General features: G+C 65.6%; 13 protein-coding genes. 7 read left to right on the forward strand and 6 right to left on the reverse strand.

From position 1 onward, the window contains the following. Positions 1-2: 2 nt before the first annotated feature. Positions 3-290, reverse strand: coding sequence for an SCP2 sterol-binding domain-containing protein (locus ACQY4V_RS03780; protein WP_152491817.1), 288 nt, complete (start codon positions 288-290; stop codon positions 3-5). Positions 291-416: 126 nt separating this feature from the next. Here ACQY4V_RS03780 and ACQY4V_RS03785 point away from each other — a divergent pair, with 126 nt between their 5' ends. The 5 genes from ACQY4V_RS03785 (at position 417) to ACQY4V_RS03805 (ending at position 5,410) form a co-directional block, all read left to right on the forward strand. Beyond that, on the forward strand, positions 417-920 hold the full coding sequence (locus ACQY4V_RS03785) for a tetratricopeptide repeat protein (RefSeq protein WP_428515578.1): 504 nt from the start codon (positions 417-419) through the stop codon (positions 918-920). Positions 921-946: 26 nt separating this feature from the next. Further along, positions 947-3,787 carry a helicase-related protein gene (locus ACQY4V_RS03790; RefSeq protein ID WP_428515579.1) on the forward strand — a complete coding sequence of 947 codons (2,841 nt, stop codon included), beginning with the start codon at positions 947-949 and terminating at the stop codon, positions 3,785-3,787. A gap of 1 nt (position 3,788) precedes the next feature. Continuing rightward, positions 3,789-4,166, forward strand: coding sequence for an RNA-binding S4 domain-containing protein (locus ACQY4V_RS03795; protein WP_428515580.1), 378 nt, complete (start codon positions 3,789-3,791; stop codon positions 4,164-4,166). Between the two features lie 84 nt (positions 4,167-4,250). Next, on the forward strand, positions 4,251-4,589 hold the full coding sequence (gene fdxA / locus ACQY4V_RS03800; RefSeq protein WP_152491821.1) for a ferredoxin FdxA: 339 nt from the start codon (positions 4,251-4,253) through the stop codon (positions 4,587-4,589). A gap of 311 nt (positions 4,590-4,900) precedes the next feature. Then, the gene (locus ACQY4V_RS03805; protein WP_057792822.1) at positions 4,901-5,410 is read left to right on the forward strand and encodes a CarD family transcriptional regulator; all 510 of its coding nucleotides are present in this window, start codon (positions 4,901-4,903) and stop codon (positions 5,408-5,410) included. Between the two features lie 129 nt (positions 5,411-5,539). Here the strand turns inward: ACQY4V_RS03805 and ACQY4V_RS03810 are convergent, their stop codons facing one another. From ACQY4V_RS03810 to ACQY4V_RS03830, 5 genes are all read right to left on the reverse strand, one after another. After that, a complete protein-coding gene (locus ACQY4V_RS03810) occupies positions 5,540-7,468 on the reverse strand; it encodes a cation:proton antiporter (RefSeq protein ID WP_428515581.1) in 1,929 nt (642 codons plus the stop codon). Positions 7,469-7,702: 234 nt separating this feature from the next. After that, on the reverse strand, positions 7,703-10,744 hold the full coding sequence (locus ACQY4V_RS03815) for a hypothetical protein (RefSeq protein WP_428515582.1): 3,042 nt from the start codon (positions 10,742-10,744) through the stop codon (positions 7,703-7,705). A gap of 130 nt (positions 10,745-10,874) precedes the next feature. Beyond that, a complete protein-coding gene (locus ACQY4V_RS03820; protein ID WP_428515583.1) occupies positions 10,875-12,176 on the reverse strand; it encodes an O-acetylhomoserine aminocarboxypropyltransferase/cysteine synthase family protein in 1,302 nt (433 codons plus the stop codon). Between the two features lie 101 nt (positions 12,177-12,277). Further along, positions 12,278-12,679, reverse strand: a complete 402-nt coding sequence (locus ACQY4V_RS03825; protein WP_428515584.1) for a hypothetical protein — start codon at positions 12,677-12,679, stop codon at positions 12,278-12,280. Beyond that, on the reverse strand, positions 12,679-13,680 hold the full coding sequence (locus ACQY4V_RS03830; RefSeq protein WP_428515585.1) for a hypothetical protein: 1,002 nt from the start codon (positions 13,678-13,680) through the stop codon (positions 12,679-12,681). Before ACQY4V_RS03830 ends, ACQY4V_RS03825 begins: the two co-directional genes overlap by 1 nt. Positions 13,681-13,787: 107 nt before the next feature. Between ACQY4V_RS03830 and ACQY4V_RS03835 the strand changes: the two genes are divergently transcribed. Then, positions 13,788-14,279, forward strand: a complete 492-nt coding sequence (locus ACQY4V_RS03835) for a hypothetical protein (RefSeq protein WP_428515586.1) — start codon at positions 13,788-13,790, stop codon at positions 14,277-14,279. 130 nt (positions 14,280-14,409) lie between these two features. Then, entirely contained in the window at positions 14,410-15,486 is a 1,077-nt protein-coding gene (locus ACQY4V_RS03840) for a hypothetical protein (protein WP_428515587.1), read from the forward strand. The last annotated feature ends 1 nt before the right edge of the window (position 15,487 follow it).

Below are 15,487 nucleotides of genomic sequence, written 5' to 3' on the forward strand. Positions count from 1 at the left end.
TGTTACGACAGGACCGAGCCGAGTTTCATCGCGGTGCCCATGTCGCCGTCGACGGCCAGTTTGCCGGACATGAAGGCGGCTGTGGGATCGAGGTCGCCATCCAGAATGGACTGGAACGTGTCGGCGTCGGCGGTCATGGTGACGTCGGTTTCGTCATTGCCTTCGCGCACGCCGGATTCGTCGATCACGATGGAGCCTTCGTTCTCGATCACGAACTTTGCGCTGCCGTCGAAGCTGCCGTTCATCTTGGCCGACAGGGCCTCGACCGCGGATTTGGTTACGTCGCTCATGTCAGTTCCTCCAGATTTGATCGACCGGGGGCTTTGATTCCCGGTCATGCGCGCTAAACTGGGTACGTTATGGGCGTTATGAACCGACTTTCCAAACATATCGTGGCGGCAGTTTTGCCGTTAGTCATGTTTTCCTTACCCGCGGCGGCGCAGGATTCAGCGTTGGATCCGCTGTTCGAGCAATTGAAGATGGCCGAACCGCGGGAGGCCAGCCGGATATCCAAGGAAATCGAACTGGCCTGGACGCGGTCGGGTTCGGCCACGGCGGACCTGCTGCTGAAACGCGGACGCGATGCGCTGGAGGCCGGCGATACCCGCGCGGCGATCGAACATTTCACCGCGCTCACGGATCATGCGCCGGATTTCGCCGAGGGGTTTCACATGCGCGCGATGGCCTATGCCGATGCCGACATGTTCGGCCCCGCGCTGGCCGATATCGAGAGGGCGCTGGCGCTGAACCCGCGGCATTACAATGCCATCGCCAGCCTTGGCGGCATTCTCTACCACGTCGAGAGCTACGCGAAGGCCAAGCAGGCATTCGACCTTGTGCTGACCCTTCATCCGCATCATCAGGAGGTGGAGGAAATCCTGCCGATGGTCGAGCGTGAAATCGGCGGGCGGGACCTGTAAGCGTAAGAAGACAAGAGGCAAGTCCCATGGGCGAGCAGTCGAGGATCCTGGCGGTCCTGGGCCCGACGAATACCGGGAAGACCCATTTCGCGATCGAGCGGATGCTGGGCTATCGCACCGGCGTGATAGGCCTGCCGCTGCGCCTGCTGGCGCGGGAGGTCTATGACAAGATCGTCGCGGTGCGCGGCCCGTCGGTGGTGGCGCTGGTCACGGGCGAGGAGCGGATCGTGCCGCCGCGCACCCAATACTGGGTCTGCACGGTCGAAGCGATGCCCGAAGGGATGGGCGCGGATTTCGTGGCGGTGGACGAGATCCAGCTGTGTGCCGACCCCGAGCGGGGGCACGTGTTCACCGACCGCCTTTTGCGGATGCGGGGCCAGAAGGAGACGCAATTTCTGGGGGCGCACACCATGCGCGGGGCGATTGCGGCGCTGGTTCCGGGGGTGGAGTTCGTCGGCCGCGAGCGGATGAGCCAATTGACCTACACAGGTTCGAAAAAGATAAGCAAGATGCCAGCGCGCTCGGCCATCGTGGGGTTTTCGGTTGAGAATGTGTATGCCTTTGCCGAGCTGCTGCGCCGGCAGAAGGGCGGTGCGGCGGTCGTGATGGGGGCCTTGAGCCCCCGGACGCGCAATGCGCAGGTGGATCTATACCAGAATGGCGACGTGGATTACCTGGTGGCCACTGATGCCATCGGCATGGGTCTGAACCTGGACATAAATCACGTCGCGTTTTCGTCCCTGACCAAGTTCGACGGGCGGCGGATGCGCAACCTTGCTCCCAATGAACTGGGCCAGATCGCGGGACGCGCGGGGCGGGGCATGACCAGCGGCACCTTCGGGGTGACGGGCGAAGCGCCGGAGCTGCCCGACGACATGGCGCAGGCGATCATGGACCATCGGTTCACCCCCATTCGCAAGCTGGAATGGCGCAACGCCGCGCTGCAATTCGGCACGGTCGGCGCGCTGATCGCGTCGCTGGAGCAAAAGCCCGAAGACGACTGGCTGGTGCGCGCCCGCGAGGCGGATGACCTTGTCGTGCTGCGCACGCTGGCCGAGGATGCCGAGATCGCGGCACGGGCCAGCGACGGCGCGTCGGTGCGGCTTTTGTGGGACGTGTGCCGGGTTCCGGACTTTCGCGGGATCAGCCATGCGGAACACGCGGGGCTGCTGGAGCGTATATTCAGTGACCTGCACGAACATGGCCGGGTCAGCGAGGACTGGCTGGCCGGGCACGTGGCGCGGATCGACCGGACGGACGGGGATATCGACACGCTCTCCAAGCGTTTGGCATATATCCGCACATGGACCTATGTTGCCCAGCGAAAGGGCTGGGTCGGGGACGAAAACCATTGGCGCGAAACGACCCGCGCTGTAGAAGACCGCCTGTCGGACGCGTTGCATGACGCGCTGACGCAAAGATTTGTGGACCGGCGCACCAGCGTGCTGATGCGGCGGCTCAAGCAGAAGGACGCCATCGTGGCCGAAGTGAATGACAAGGGTGAAGTGACCGTCGAGGGCGAATTCGTCGGTCGGTTGGAAGGTTTCCGGTTCCGCCAGGACAAGACGGCGGGCGGACAGGAGGCCAAGGCTGTGGCGCAGGCGAGCCTGCAGGCGCTGGCGCCGCATTTCCACCTGCGGGCGGACAAGTTCTATAACGCGCCCGATACCGAGATTGATTTCACCGAGCAGGGCGGCCTGATGTGGGGTGAGAGCGCCGTGGGCAAGCTGGTGGCCGGTGCCGATCCGCTGAAACCACAGGTCGAGGCCTTTGTCGACGACACCGCCGGGCCCGAGGTGATGCAAAAGGTCCAACGCCGGTTGCAGCATTTCATCGACCGCAAGGTGGCGACCCTGTTCGAGCCGCTGTTGAACATCCAGCGGGACGAGGAACTGAGCGGGCTGGCGCGGGGCTTCGGCTTTCAGCTGGTCGAGAATTTCGGGATCATCCCGCGTGGCGAGGTGGCCGACGAGGTCAAGGCGCTGGACCAGGATGCCCGCGGACAGCTGCGCAAGCATGGCGTTCGCTTCGGCCAGTTCACTATTTTCATGCCGCTTCTTCTCAAACCCGCGCCGACGCGCCTGCGGCTTGTTCTGTGGTCGCTGAAGATGGGGCTGCAGGAATTCCCCGAGGCTCCGCCGCCGGGCCTGGTGACGGTTCCGGCCGGAAGCTCTGCGCCGCGCGGGTTTCACTCGATGTCGGGATACCGCGCCGCGGGCGAGCGGGCGATCCGGATCGACATGCTGGAACGTCTGGCCGACATGCTGCGGTCCGAGGACAGCCGGGGCGGGTTCGAGGCCAATGCCGACATGCTGTCGATCACCGGCATGACGCTGGAACAGTTCGCCGACCTGATGCGCGGGCTGGGCTATAACGCCGAGCAGGGCGAGCGCGAGAAGGTCAAGCCGGTGGATGCGGCGCTGGACGACGCGCCGGAGCCGTCGGAGACGCTGGAGACGCCGGAGGCGACCACCGCCGAAGACGCGGTGGAGCAGATCGTCGAGGACGGGCTGGCGCCGGTGACCGAGGTGCCGCCGGAGGACCCCGAGGTGGACGCGGAGATACCCGAGATGTCCGAGACCGAGGTGCCTCTGGGCGAGGTGCCCGACGCGGCGAAGGACGAGACCGAGATGGAGGTCTATTATACCTTCACCTGGGCCGGGCGCGGGGCCAAGGCCCGCGGTGAGGGCCGTGGCAGGCCACAAGGCGGCAAGCCCCGCGGCAAGGGTGGCAAGCCCAAGCCGAAAGGCAAGCCGCGCCGCGAGGAAGGGGCGAAGAGCTTTACTTCGAAACCCGCGAAGAAGGACAAGATCGACCCTGACAACCCGTTCGCCGCGGCCCTGATGGGGCTGAAGGACAAGTCGTGACATGAGTGACGCGGGCCAGCCGAAGATACGGCTGGACAAGTGGCTGTGGCATGCGCGGTTCTTCAAGACCCGCAGCCTGGCCACCAAACTGGTCACGGGCGGGCATGTGAGGGTCAATTCGCAAAGGGTGTCGAAAGCATCGTCGTCGGTGAGGCCGGGCGATGTGCTGACGTTTCCGAAGGAGCGCGACATCCGGGTGATCCGCATCGTCGCGGTGGGCGAAAGGCGGGGGCCGGCGCCGGAAGCGCAGGCGCTGTACGACGATCTCGATCCGCCGAAGCCGCGCGACCATGCGACCGAGCCGCTGAACCCGCGTTACGAAGGCAAGGGTCGGCCGACGAAAAAGGATCGCCGCAAGATGGATCAGGAAACGCGATAGTGCGCCGCGGAACGGCGTCTGGCGCTTGAATGATCCGCCGGACTGGATTAGGTCAGCGCGAGGAGATCACGACCGGGGCGAAAGATGACCTATATCGTCAATGACAATTGCATCGCGTGCAAATACACCGACTGCGTGGAGGTGTGCCCCGTGGATTGTTTCTACGAGGGGGAGAACATGCTTGTGATCCACCCGGACGAATGCATCGACTGCGGCGTTTGCGAACCCGAATGCCCCGCCGACGCGATCCGTCCCGACACCGAGCCGGACATGGAAAAATGGGTCGAGTTCAACCGGAAATACTCCGAGATGTGGCCGGTCATCGTGACCAAGAAGGACCCGCTGCCCGAAGCGGACGAACGTGACGGCGAAGACGGCAAGCTGGAGAAGTACTTCTCGGAAGCGCCGGGCGAAGGCGGCTGAGGCAAGAGGTTGCGGGCGTAAACCGATTCGTTTGATCAAACGATCAAGGGGTCAGGTTTTGGGGTAACAACGCGCGGTAACCCCCTGACGCCGCAGGTATAATCAGCCTGACCTGTTGAGCCCGCTTTCAGTGGCCCCTTTTTTGTGATACACTACCGTTACAAATGTAGACACCGCCCATATATTATCCATCTGCCCGCGCTGACGCATGGGAGGTGGATTTCTTTGTGCTTGACGCCACGCCCCGATGGCCCGCTGCCGAGGGGATGCTCCGCCAAGTTTGAACTGGGAAGCTTGTGAGGAAAACCTGAATGAGCAAATCGAAGAAGTCCGAGTTTCGCCCTGACGATTACGTCGTATACCCTGCGCACGGCGTCGGCCAGATCATGTCGATCGAGAAGCAGGATATCGCCGGGATCGAACTGGAACTGTTCGTGATCTCCTTTGAGAAGGACAAGATGACTCTGCGGGTTCCGACCCACAAGGCAACCGAAATCGGCATGCGCAGCCTGTCGAGCCCGGACGTGGTGTCGAAGGCGATGACCACGCTGAAAGGCAAGGCCAAGGTGAAACGCGCCATGTGGTCGCGCCGGGCGCAGGAATACGAGCAGAAGATCAATTCCGGCGACCTGATCGCGATTGCCGAGGTGGTGCGCGACCTGCACCGTACCGACGATCAGCGCGAACAGAGCTATTCTGAGCGCCAACTGTACGAGGCCGCGCTGGAGCGCCTGACCCGCGAAGTGGCCGCCGTGAGCGGTGGCGACGAGGTGCAGGCCGCCAAGGAAGTCGACGAGGTTCTGGTGTCACGCGCGGCGTGACGCGAGCCGACATCTGAAACGGAAGGGCCGTGCCGGTGGGCGCGGCTTTTTCTTTTCGTGCTTTGGGCCGAGCGATCCCGGATCAGGTCCGGGATGCCGTGAGGGTGTTGGGCCGCGCGAATGAGGCGCTCACGCCTCCTTGCGGTCGTCCGAGATGTCCTCGGCGGCCTTTTCTTCCAGCTGAGACAGCAGCATGGTCTGCAATTCCGCCTCCAGCTCCTTGGCGCGCTTGATGTAGGCGCCGTTCTGGATGGTGGGAATATTGGGGTCCCACAGGGCCGCCAGGTCGCGGACAGAATCGCGGTCGTGGTGGTAGAAGGTCTTTTGCAGCTCTGCCGCCTCGAACTCGGTCAGGCCCATGTTTTCCAGCACGTAGCGCCCGGCGCGCAGGGAACTGTCGAAAAGTTCGCGCACGATGTCGTTGGCGCCGGCCTTGTAGAGCCGGAAGACGTGGGTGCGGTCGCGGGCGCGGGCGACGATGTGCAGGTCGGGCCGTTCGCGCCGGGCAAAGGCCACCAGACGGGTGGTGGCGTCGGCGTCGTCGAGCGCGGCCACCAGCACCTTGGCGTCGGCAAGGCCTGCGGCATGAAGTAGGTCGGGCCGGCCCGGATCGCCCAGAAAGCCCTTGATGCCGAAGCGCCGCATCCGCTGGATCGCCTCGAGGTCATGGTCGAGCACGACGGTTTCGAAGCCCGAGGAGCGGACCATGCGGTTGACGATCTGCCCGAAGCGTCCGATTCCGGCGATGATCACGGGGCCTTTGGCGTCGATTTCGTCGGCCTCTTGCGCATCTGAAGGGTCGGACATGCGGGTCGACAGGTAGTCGTAAAGGATGAACAGGAGCGGTGTGATCAGCATGGAGATGGCAATGACCAGCAGGAGCGTCTCGCGCAGTTCGGGCGGGATCACGTTGTTCTGGCCGGAAAAGTTGATCAGCACGAAGCCGAATTCCCCCGCCTGCGCGAGGCCCAGCGTGAAGAGCCACAGGTTGTGGCCCTTGAGCCCGAAGATGCGCCCCAGCCCGTAAAGGATGCCGCCCTTGATCAGGATGACGGCGAACGCGAGCCCCATGATGGTGAAGAACGAGGCGAAGAGGATGGAAAAATTGATGCCTGCGCCCACGGTGATGAAGAAGAGGCCCAGAAGCAGGCCCTTGAAGGGTTCGATATCGCTTTCCAGCTCGTGGCGGAATTCCGACGACGCCAGGACGACGCCTGCGAGAAAGGCCCCGAGCGCGGGGGACAGGCCCACGAGGCTCATCACGAAGGCGATGCCCACCACGATCAGGAGCGCCAGTGCGGTATACATCTCGCGCAGGCGGGCGTGGTGGATGAAGCGGAAGACGGGGCGGGTGGCATAGACGCCGAAGATGATGATGCCGGCCACGGCCCCCAGTGTCAGAAGCGTGACACCCCAGCCCGGGAGGCTGTCGATCATGGACTGCGCCACCTGTGCGGGTGCCCCGCCATGGTCGCCCTCGGCGGCGTGGCCCTCGTCGGCCAGCCGTTGCAGGGTCTCGCCCAGGATCATGTCGGGGGTTTTCGGCAGGGCCAGGAGCGGCAGGAAGGCCAGCATCGGAATGACGGCGATGTCCTGAGTCAACAGCACGGAAAAGGTCGAGCGTCCGCCGCCGGTCTGCATCAGGCCCTTTTCCGACAGGGTTTGCAGGACGATGGCGGTCGAGGACAGGGCGAAGACCATGCCGATGGCCAGCGCCACGGACCACACCACGCCGAGCGCCATGCAGCCTGCCATGACGGCGGCCGTGGTGAGCGTGATCTGCAAGCCGCCCAGCCCGATCAACTTGTGCCGCATGTCCCAAAGCGCCCTGGGTTCCAGCTCGAGCCCGATGATGAAGAGCATCATGACCACGCCGAATTCGGCGAAATGCTGCAATTCCTCGGCGTCGTGGCCGCCCAGCAGGCCCGGAATATGCCCGATGGCGATACCGGCTGCGAGATAGCCCAGCACCGATCCCAGCCCCAGCCGAGCGGCCAGGGGCACCGCGATCACGGCGGCTGCGAGAAAAACGGTGGCCTGAAAGAAAAATCCTTCCATCGGGGTCCTTTGCGGAATTCGGAGCACGGGCGGGGCACCGCCTTGAGGCAGAGTATGCGGCGCAGGTGACGCTTGTGCAAACGACTTGGTGCGGGCGCGAGGACACGGGAGGTGTTTTTTCGGGCGCTGGTCCGGATTGTCGTCGTCGGAGCCTTTGGCGAGGATTTTTCAGGCCGAAAGGAAACCGCGCGAGCGCAGCGGCTGGCCGCGAGACGGCGCGGGCGCCGCCGAGGCTCAGCCGCGCGGCATGGTGAGCGTCACCTGCCGCCCGGATTTGACGTAGCGCAGTTCGCTGGTGCCGATGGCGGCGACGCGCCCGCCGTCCAGCCGGTCGCCGACCTTGACCTTCTTGTAGCTGCCATTGGCCAGGCGCACGAGGGCGCGGCGGTTGGAATTGCTGCCGTAGACGCCGATGAGATTGACCTGGCGCATGCGCAGCGCGTTCTTTTCGGTCGCGGCGCGGGCCACGGTGGTGGGCGTGGGGCCGCTGGGCGAAATGCGCTGGTTGCGAGGTACGGCGACGGCGGCAGTGCGGGCTTCCTGCTGTTCGGCCAGGCGCTGGCTGCGCTGAACGATTCGGTTGAAATTCCGGGGCCGCGCGTTGGGCTTGACCGAAACCTTGACCGCCTGGGCCGTCGCCCCGGCGAAGGGATCGGGGGCCGGGACCGCGGCGGCGGCCTGAAGCGCGGCGGTGACCGCATCGGGGTCGGGCGAGATGCCTTCGGGCGTCGCGGCGGCAGCTTCGGTGGCCGCTTCCGAGGCCGCGGCGGCCTCTTCGGCCAGTTCCTGCGCGCTTTGCGGGCGCAGTCGGGGGCGCAGGGTGGCGAGTTCGTCGCGGGTGCGGCCGCCCAGGGTTTCGCGTTCGTTGGTTTCGGACAGGTCGCCGGGCCGGACACGGGGGCGCAAGGCGGCGATGCGTTCGAGCGCCTCGATGCGGGCGGCGGCATCGGCGGGATCCTCGCCCGGTTGCGCCAGGGTCTCTGCCGGGCGGTCCGGCGGCACGAGCGCGGGCTGACCGGCGTAGACCAGAATGCCATCGGGGGTCAGCGCGCCTTCGGGCGTGGGCTGCACCAGTCCGCGCGTGTCCATGGTGAACATGGTGTCTGCGGCGGCGGGATCGGCGGGCGTGTCGGGGCGCGTGTCGCCGCGCAGGCTTTCGGGCGCGGGCAGGGCAACCGCGTCCTGCTCGACGACCTTGGGGTCGATCGAGGTGAGGTAGAAATCGTCCAGGCTTTGGGTGCCGGGATCGGTGGGCGCGTCGGGGGCGCGTTGCCAGATGCCAGTGACGGCATAGCGCGTGCGGGCCTGTTGCTCGGTCAGTTCGGCCGGGTTCGGCGCGGGCTGCGGGTCTGCGCGGGGCGTCTCGGCGCCGTCGGAGGTGACGCCGGGCAGGGCGGCGAGAACGCTTTCGCCCTCGTCCGTCAGGGCGGTATCGGAGGCAGAGGCGCCGTCGGTATCGCCGGGCGGGACCTCCGCGTCGGGTGTCGCGGCGATCTGTTCCGCGGGGTCGGGACTGCCGCGCAGGACGCGGGAGATGCCGTCTTCGAGGAAGATTGACGCCCAGGCGGCCACGCCCACGAGGAAGATCAGCAGCACCGCCGTCAGGATCAACCCCAGAAAACGCGGCTTGCCCCCGACGGAGGCGGTCTTGCGCGCGCCGAAGACGGTCATGCGCTGGCGCTCCTGCTCGCGCTGGGCCTCGGGCGAGGGGCGCGCGGCGGTGCGCGTGGGCTGGCGTTTGTCGGGCTTGGGTGATTTGCGGCGCGAGAAGAACGACAGGGCGCCGGAGGAAGCGGCAGCCTGGCCTTTGCCGGCAGGCGCGGCGAGGGGCGCGTTGGGGGTGTCTTCGGGAAGGTCGAACGGCGCGGGCCCGGTGCGGTCGGCCATGAAGGCGGGGGGCGGCGGAATATCGCTGCTGTCGTCCTCTGCGTCAGGGTGCGCGCGCCCGGATGGCCCCTCGGCGGTGGAAGGCTCCGCATCGGGCACGGTGAAGCGGTCGTCGTCGGAGGCGCGTAGCGTGGCGCTGATCCGGGCGGCGGCATCGGCAGGCAGCGCGTCTTGCGGTTTGCCGGTCACCTTGGCGGCGGCGCCAGTGCCAGTGTCTGCGCCGGTGACGGACGGCGTCGCGGCCGTCAGCGTGGGTTCGGCGCGCGGCGTCTCTCGGGAAGGGGTCTCGGCGGCAGGCGAACCGACGTCGCGGGTCGCGCCGCTGAGGCGGCGCGGGGCGGTCGGCAACGTGTCGCGCTGCGCGCGGATCGAGCTGAAGGCGACAGGCGCTGCGGGCGTTTTCCCGGCAGCGTCGGAGCGCTCGTCTGTCGCGTCCGGATCCGTGCCGGCATTTGCGACACCGTCATCGTCTTGCACGTCCGCTTCCGCATCCGCGACCGCGGGGCCGGGTGTCGGGTTCGGTGGAATGTCCGGGTCCGGTTGCGGCATCGGTTCGGGCGGGATGTCGGGCTGTGGCGTCGGAGGGACCTCCGGCACAGGCTCGGGATCGGGCTGAATCTCCGGCTCGATCTCGGGGTCCGGCGCGGGCGGCGTGTCGGGCGCGGGCGGAACCTCCGGCTCGGGGTGTGGCGGAAGATCGGGCTCTGGCGCGGGCGGCACTTCGGGCGGCAAGTCCGGCTCGGGTGCTGGCGGTCGCGCGGCATCGGCGGAATCCGTCGCGCCTTCGAGGGCGGCCTCGGGCGCGGCGTCGGCTGCGGGGATCGCCGCGCCGTGCAGCGGCGCCGTGCCGATGACACGGATGGCGGCGGTGTCGCGCTCTATGCGTCCGCCTTCGGGCAGGAGAGACGGGGCGCTTTTCGTCTCGCCGAACCATGGCTCGCCCACGAAATCGCGGCCCTCGGGGGCGGCGACGAAACAAAGCGGATTGAAGCCGTGTTCGGCGGCAAAGGACTCGGCCTCGGCCAGGGTTTCGCGGGCGACGGCGGCGATGTGCACCTGCCCGGCGGAAATCGACCAGTCATAGGCAAGGTCGTCGACCGCGTAGGGCGTTGCGCCATCGAGGGCGCGGTGCACGGCCGAAGCGATCTCGTCCGCTTCGAGCCCTTCGGAATCGAACTGCAGGAAGCGAATCTGGTCGTTGGGAATGACCAGCTTGGAGCGGATCGGGTTGCTGTCGAGTTGCCCGGCCCGGTTTCGAAGGTCGGACAGCGCACCGGCGAGGTCGCTGCTGTCGAGGCTGACCTCGCCCACCATGTGCCAACCGGGGAAGGCACGATGCAGAAGGCTGATGCCTTCGAAGGACAGGGTCAGGGCAAAATTCGGTTTCATTCACAACGCTCTGGCACCACGGACCCGGCAGGGGTGGCCCCCTGCCGCACGTGGATTCTACAGCAGCTTACCGCCGAGGGAAAGGCAAACACCGATCACGGTTGCCGCGATCGGCGGAGACCCCCGACGGTCAGGCGCCCGCCTTGGCCAGCGCCTGTTCGAGATCGGCGATGATGTCGTCGGCATCCTCGCAGCCGATGGAAATGCGCACCACGTTGGGGGCGGCGCCGGCGGCGGTCTGCTGTTCCGGGGTCAGCTGGCGGTGGGTGGTGGAGGCCGAGTGGATGATCAGCGAGCGGGTGTCGCCGAGGTTGGCGACGTGGCTGAAGAGTTCGAGACTGTCCACCAGCTTGACGCAGCCTTCGTAACCCGACTTGAGCGCGACGGTGAACAGGCCGCCCGCGCCCTTGGGGCAGACAGTCTTGACGCGCTTGTGGTAGGGCGAGGACTTGAGCCCGGCATATGTGACCGCCTCGACCGCGTCGTGCTTTTCCAGCCAGCTGGCGACGGTCTCGGCATTCTCGACGTGTTTCTGCATCCGCAGGGACAGCGTCTCGATCCCCATAAGGGTGTAGTGCGCGGCCTGGGGGTTCAGCGTCATGCCGAGGTCGCGCAGGCCGATGGCAATGCCGTGGAAGGTAAAGGCCAGCGGGCCGAACGTTTCGTGGAACTTGAGGCCGTGATAGGCGGGTTCGGGTTCGCTGAGCGAGGGAAACTTGTCGGACGCGGACCAGTCGAAGGTGCCGGAATCCACCACGACGCCGCCGGTGACCGTGCCGTTGCCGGTGAGGAACTTGGTCATGGAGTGGACGACCAGCGTGGCGCCGTGTTCGATCGGGCGGCAGAGATAGGGCGTGGCAGAGGTGTTGTCGACGATCAGCGGCAGACCGGCGGCGTCGGCCACGTCGGCCACCGCGCGCAGGTCGGCGATGTGGCCGCCGGGATTGGCGATGGATTCGCAGAACACCGCGCGGGTGTCGTCGTCGATGGCGGATTTGATGGCGTCCATGTCGTCGATATCGACGAACTTGGCCGACCAGCCGAAGCGCTTGATGGTCTGGCTGAACTGGGTGATCGAGCCGCCATAGAGGCGGGTGGAGACGACCACGTTCTTGCCCGGGCCCATCAGCGGGAACAGCGCCATGATCTGGGCCGCGTGACCCGACGAGCAGCAGACGGCGCCGGCGCCGCCTTCGAGCGTGGCGACGCGTTCCTGAAGCACGGCCACGGTCGGGTTGGTCAGGCGCGAATAGATGAAGCCCACTTCCTGGAGGTTGAAGAGGGCGGCGGCGTGCTCGGCGTCGCGGAACACGTAGGCGGTCGACTGGTAGATCGGTGTCTGGCGCGCGCCCGTGGCCGGATCGGGCCGGGCGCCGGCATGGATTTGCAGCGTGTCGAAGCCGAATTGGTGAATGCGGTCGTCGTCGGACATGGAAAGCCTCCCTAATGGCGTTTGTCATTTGGGTAAGCGATGGCGGGACGCAGGACAAGCGTATTGACATGGTCTTGCGCGGACAAGAGCCGGGCCAATGGCTATTTTTTCGGGACGCGTCCGTAGCGGCCGCGCAGGGCGGGCGCGGTTCCGGTGAGGAGGTAGAACGCGCTTTCCACGATCCGGCGCAACAGCCCGCGCGGGCGGGGCGGCGGCAGATCGTCATCAGGAATGCTGTCGAACGCGGAGGGGGAAAGCACCTCGACGTCGGAGGTTTCCAGGGCGTCGAGAAAGGCGGCGGCCTCGGCCGCGCGGGCGGTTTCGACCATGATCGGTACACCGCCCAGGGCGACCGAGAGGTACTGGGCATTCGAGAGCGTGTGGTAGCCCGGCACGAAGACGCGAAAGCCTGCGCCTTCGAGGGCGGCGACGGCCAGCATCGCGTCGGACGGGCCGAAGACCTGCGCGATGCGGGTCAGGCCGGGTACGTCACGCAAGGCCATCAGCGTATCCAGAACCCGTTCCGGCGGATGGTGTTGCGGATCGCCTGTTCCTTGCGCGGCATATTTTCACGGTCGAAGAGGGCGCGCACCTTTTGACCGCGGCCGTGGTAGACCATGAACTTGATCGCGTCGTAGTTCTTCAGCAGCTTCTTGACCGGATTGGGGGCGCTGATTTCTTCCAGCAGCGCCACCACGTCGTCATTTTCGCGGGCGTATAGCAGCGGGAACATGCGGTAGTGGCACGTGACCTCGCCGTCGAGGAGACCGTCGGGCAGCGTGTCGCGCCCGCCGCCCAGCGAATGTATCACGAGCGGCAGCGCCACCTGGTCGAGCCAGGGATCGAGCGACTGGCAGACCAATTCCGGCGGCGGGTCGTCGCGGATGGCGAGCGCGTAGTCGAGGAAGCGCTGGCCGAAGACATGCGGGCACTTGTAGAAGAAGAACCCGGCGTTGAAGTAGAGGTAGCGGCGCCAGTATTCGTCGGGCAGGGACGTGTCGAGCGAGGACTCGAAATCGAGCCCGAATTTGTCGTAGAGCGATTTCCATGTGGCCGTGTAGCCGGGGCCGTAGAGTTCTATTTCGGGCCAGGTGCCTTCGCGCTTGAGCGAGGCGGTGGGGCGGTCGAAATCGAAGGGGACCTGCGTCAGGTCGCCGGTGACCAGGGTGTCGGTGTCGAAGAACACGAACGGCTCGCCCTCGGGCAGGGCCATCAGGCATTCGATCTTGTTGCCATAGGGGTAGGCCTGCCCGAAATGCCGGGACTGAAAGGGCAGGATCTCGGCCCCGTAGCTTTCCAAGAGGGCGCGGATGTCGCCGCGCATGGTCGGGTCGTTCTTCCACAGCGGTCCGGGCTGGGTTTCGGCCACGAAAAGGCGGCCTTTGAAGTTTGGGCTGCGGGCGCGCAGGGACGCGGCGAAAAGCACCGCCTCGAACTGAAGCCGGCCGGCATGACCGACCACCACGATATTGAACGCTTGGTTCTTTGCCTTTTTCGCGGCCATAATCCGGTCACGCCTGCCTGAACTGCCCTTTGGCGCCAGTATAAGCGCTGCGCCTGGATTGCGCGAGAGGCAGTTGCGCAGATTTTTGAAAGGAAAGGTGTTTTCGGATGATCGAGTGGATTTTCGTTGGCCTTGCCGTGGCCCTGGGCGGCGGTACGGGAAGTCCGGACGGGGCCGCCGTGGCGCAATCGGCAGTGGACGGGAGCCAACCGCCCGCCGGGTTCGAGGCCGAGGACCAGACGCCCACCGGCAAGTTCACCACCGCCGCCGAGATCAGGCCGATCATCGAGGCCACGCGCGGCAACTGGGTGGCGGTGCGCGAATACGATGGTCAGGACCTGCTGTACCTGACGCATCTGCTGAGCTGGCGCTGCGGGATGCACCGGGTGCGCGTGGGCGTGAACGGCGGCGCGATGGAGGCTTGGGCGTTGCCGCCCTGCCAGACGGACACCGCTGCCCCCAATGCTTTTCCCGACGACGCGGTGATCTACAAGAGCTTCGGTCTGGGCGAGATCGAGAGCATCGCGGTCGAGATCCTGTACGACGACCTTGGCACGGCGGAGGGGGTGTTCGGGCGGAAAGAGGTTTTGATGCCCTGAACGCGCACGTCTTTCTTGCCCCGCGCCAAAGGTTTTGCGAAAACCCTAAAGAGCGGGCGCGCCTTCAAATCAGCCGTGGCGTACCTATATTGATGTTAAGGTAATTAACTTTAGGCGAAAGGGAGCGGTGATGGCGAATTTGGATGCGCAGGTGCGCGAAAGTCAGGAGCAGGTCGCATCGGCGCAGGCGAAGATTGCCGAGCTGACCAGCAAGATCGAAAGCGCGCGGTCCAAGATCAAGGGCGGCGAGGATGCCAGCCTCGATATCGAGAACGCGACGCTGGACGAGGTGCACGCGCATACCGAGACGATGAACGCCAACATCGCCGAGCTGATCATGGGGCTGGACGACGTGACCGCGGGCTTCTCGCGTGATTTCGACGAGATGCGCAACAAGACGGGCTGGGAAAGCTTTGTCGGCATCTTCAGCCGCCACAAGGCCGACAGCATGCGCCAGGACCGCATCCGCACCGCCAGCATCGACGACAAGCTTCAGGACCTGATCTCGAAATCCGACATCATCGTGCAATTGCTGGAAGGCCAGTTGCGCACGCTGGAAGAGCACAAGGTGAAGGTCGAGACGAACCTGACCGAGACGCTGGACGAGCGCGAGGCGACGGTGGGCGAGTTGGAGACGCTGCGCTCGGACATCCAGGGGATGGACCCCAAGATCATCGAACTGGAGAACAAGATCGCCAACGAGACTGACGCGGCGGCCCGCACCAAGCTGGAAAGCGAGTTGGCCGAGATGAACGCCAAGTACAACGAGATGGTGCAGCAGGAGCAGGTCAAGCTGGCGAAGTCGCAAACGCTGGAGCGGTATATCGAGAAGGGCAAGACCTGGGTCGATTCGCTGCAGAACCAGGCGGCGACGCAGATGGTGCTGATCAACAAGTTGCAAACGGACACCAAGCAGCGGGTCGTGCTCTATGATGCGCTGACCAAGTCGCTGAAGACCGCGCAGCAGCAGGACGTGGCTCACCGGATCAACGAGATCGGGGTCAAGACCGACCAGGAGGCGCAGAGCGCCATGGCCGGGATCGGCGCGGCCACCAACCAGAAGATGGCCGACATGCTGGAGGCGCACGAGGATCACATGGTCTTTGCCCGCGAAGTGCTGGAGGCCAAGGCCAAGGCGGACGAGCGGTTCGCCCGTCGCTTTGCCAAGATCATCGAGAAACATGACGCCAACGCGTATGGCGGCTAAG

This window comes from Roseovarius sp., from assembly GCF_965277045.1.
Lineage (GTDB): Bacteria > Pseudomonadota > Alphaproteobacteria > Rhodobacterales > Rhodobacteraceae > Roseovarius.

What these genes read in the sequence shown, in the direction of transcription:
- ACQY4V_RS03780 (WP_152491817.1), bottom strand. Translation starts at nt 290, where the DNA reads ATGAGCGACGTAACCAAATCCGCGGTCGAGGCCCTGTCGGCCAAGATG.
- ACQY4V_RS03785 (WP_428515578.1), top strand. Translation starts at nt 417, where the DNA reads ATGTTTTCCTTACCCGCGGCGGCGCAGGATTCAGCGTTGGATCCGCTG.
- ACQY4V_RS03790 (WP_428515579.1), top strand. Translation starts at nt 947, where the DNA reads ATGGGCGAGCAGTCGAGGATCCTGGCGGTCCTGGGCCCGACGAATACC.
- ACQY4V_RS03795 (WP_428515580.1), top strand. Translation starts at nt 3,789, where the DNA reads ATGAGTGACGCGGGCCAGCCGAAGATACGGCTGGACAAGTGGCTGTGG.
- fdxA (WP_152491821.1), top strand. Translation starts at nt 4,251, where the DNA reads ATGACCTATATCGTCAATGACAATTGCATCGCGTGCAAATACACCGAC.
- ACQY4V_RS03805 (WP_057792822.1), top strand. Translation starts at nt 4,901, where the DNA reads ATGAGCAAATCGAAGAAGTCCGAGTTTCGCCCTGACGATTACGTCGTA.
- ACQY4V_RS03810 (WP_428515581.1), bottom strand. Translation starts at nt 7,468, where the DNA reads ATGGAAGGATTTTTCTTTCAGGCCACCGTTTTTCTCGCAGCCGCCGTG.
- ACQY4V_RS03815 (WP_428515582.1), bottom strand. Translation starts at nt 10,744, where the DNA reads ATGAAACCGAATTTTGCCCTGACCCTGTCCTTCGAAGGCATCAGCCTT.
- ACQY4V_RS03820 (WP_428515583.1), bottom strand. Translation starts at nt 12,176, where the DNA reads ATGTCCGACGACGACCGCATTCACCAATTCGGCTTCGACACGCTGCAA.
- ACQY4V_RS03825 (WP_428515584.1), bottom strand. Translation starts at nt 12,679, where the DNA reads ATGGCCTTGCGTGACGTACCCGGCCTGACCCGCATCGCGCAGGTCTTC.
- ACQY4V_RS03830 (WP_428515585.1), bottom strand. Translation starts at nt 13,680, where the DNA reads ATGGCCGCGAAAAAGGCAAAGAACCAAGCGTTCAATATCGTGGTGGTC.
- ACQY4V_RS03835 (WP_428515586.1), top strand. Translation starts at nt 13,788, where the DNA reads ATGATCGAGTGGATTTTCGTTGGCCTTGCCGTGGCCCTGGGCGGCGGT.
- ACQY4V_RS03840 (WP_428515587.1), top strand. Translation starts at nt 14,410, where the DNA reads ATGGCGAATTTGGATGCGCAGGTGCGCGAAAGTCAGGAGCAGGTCGCA.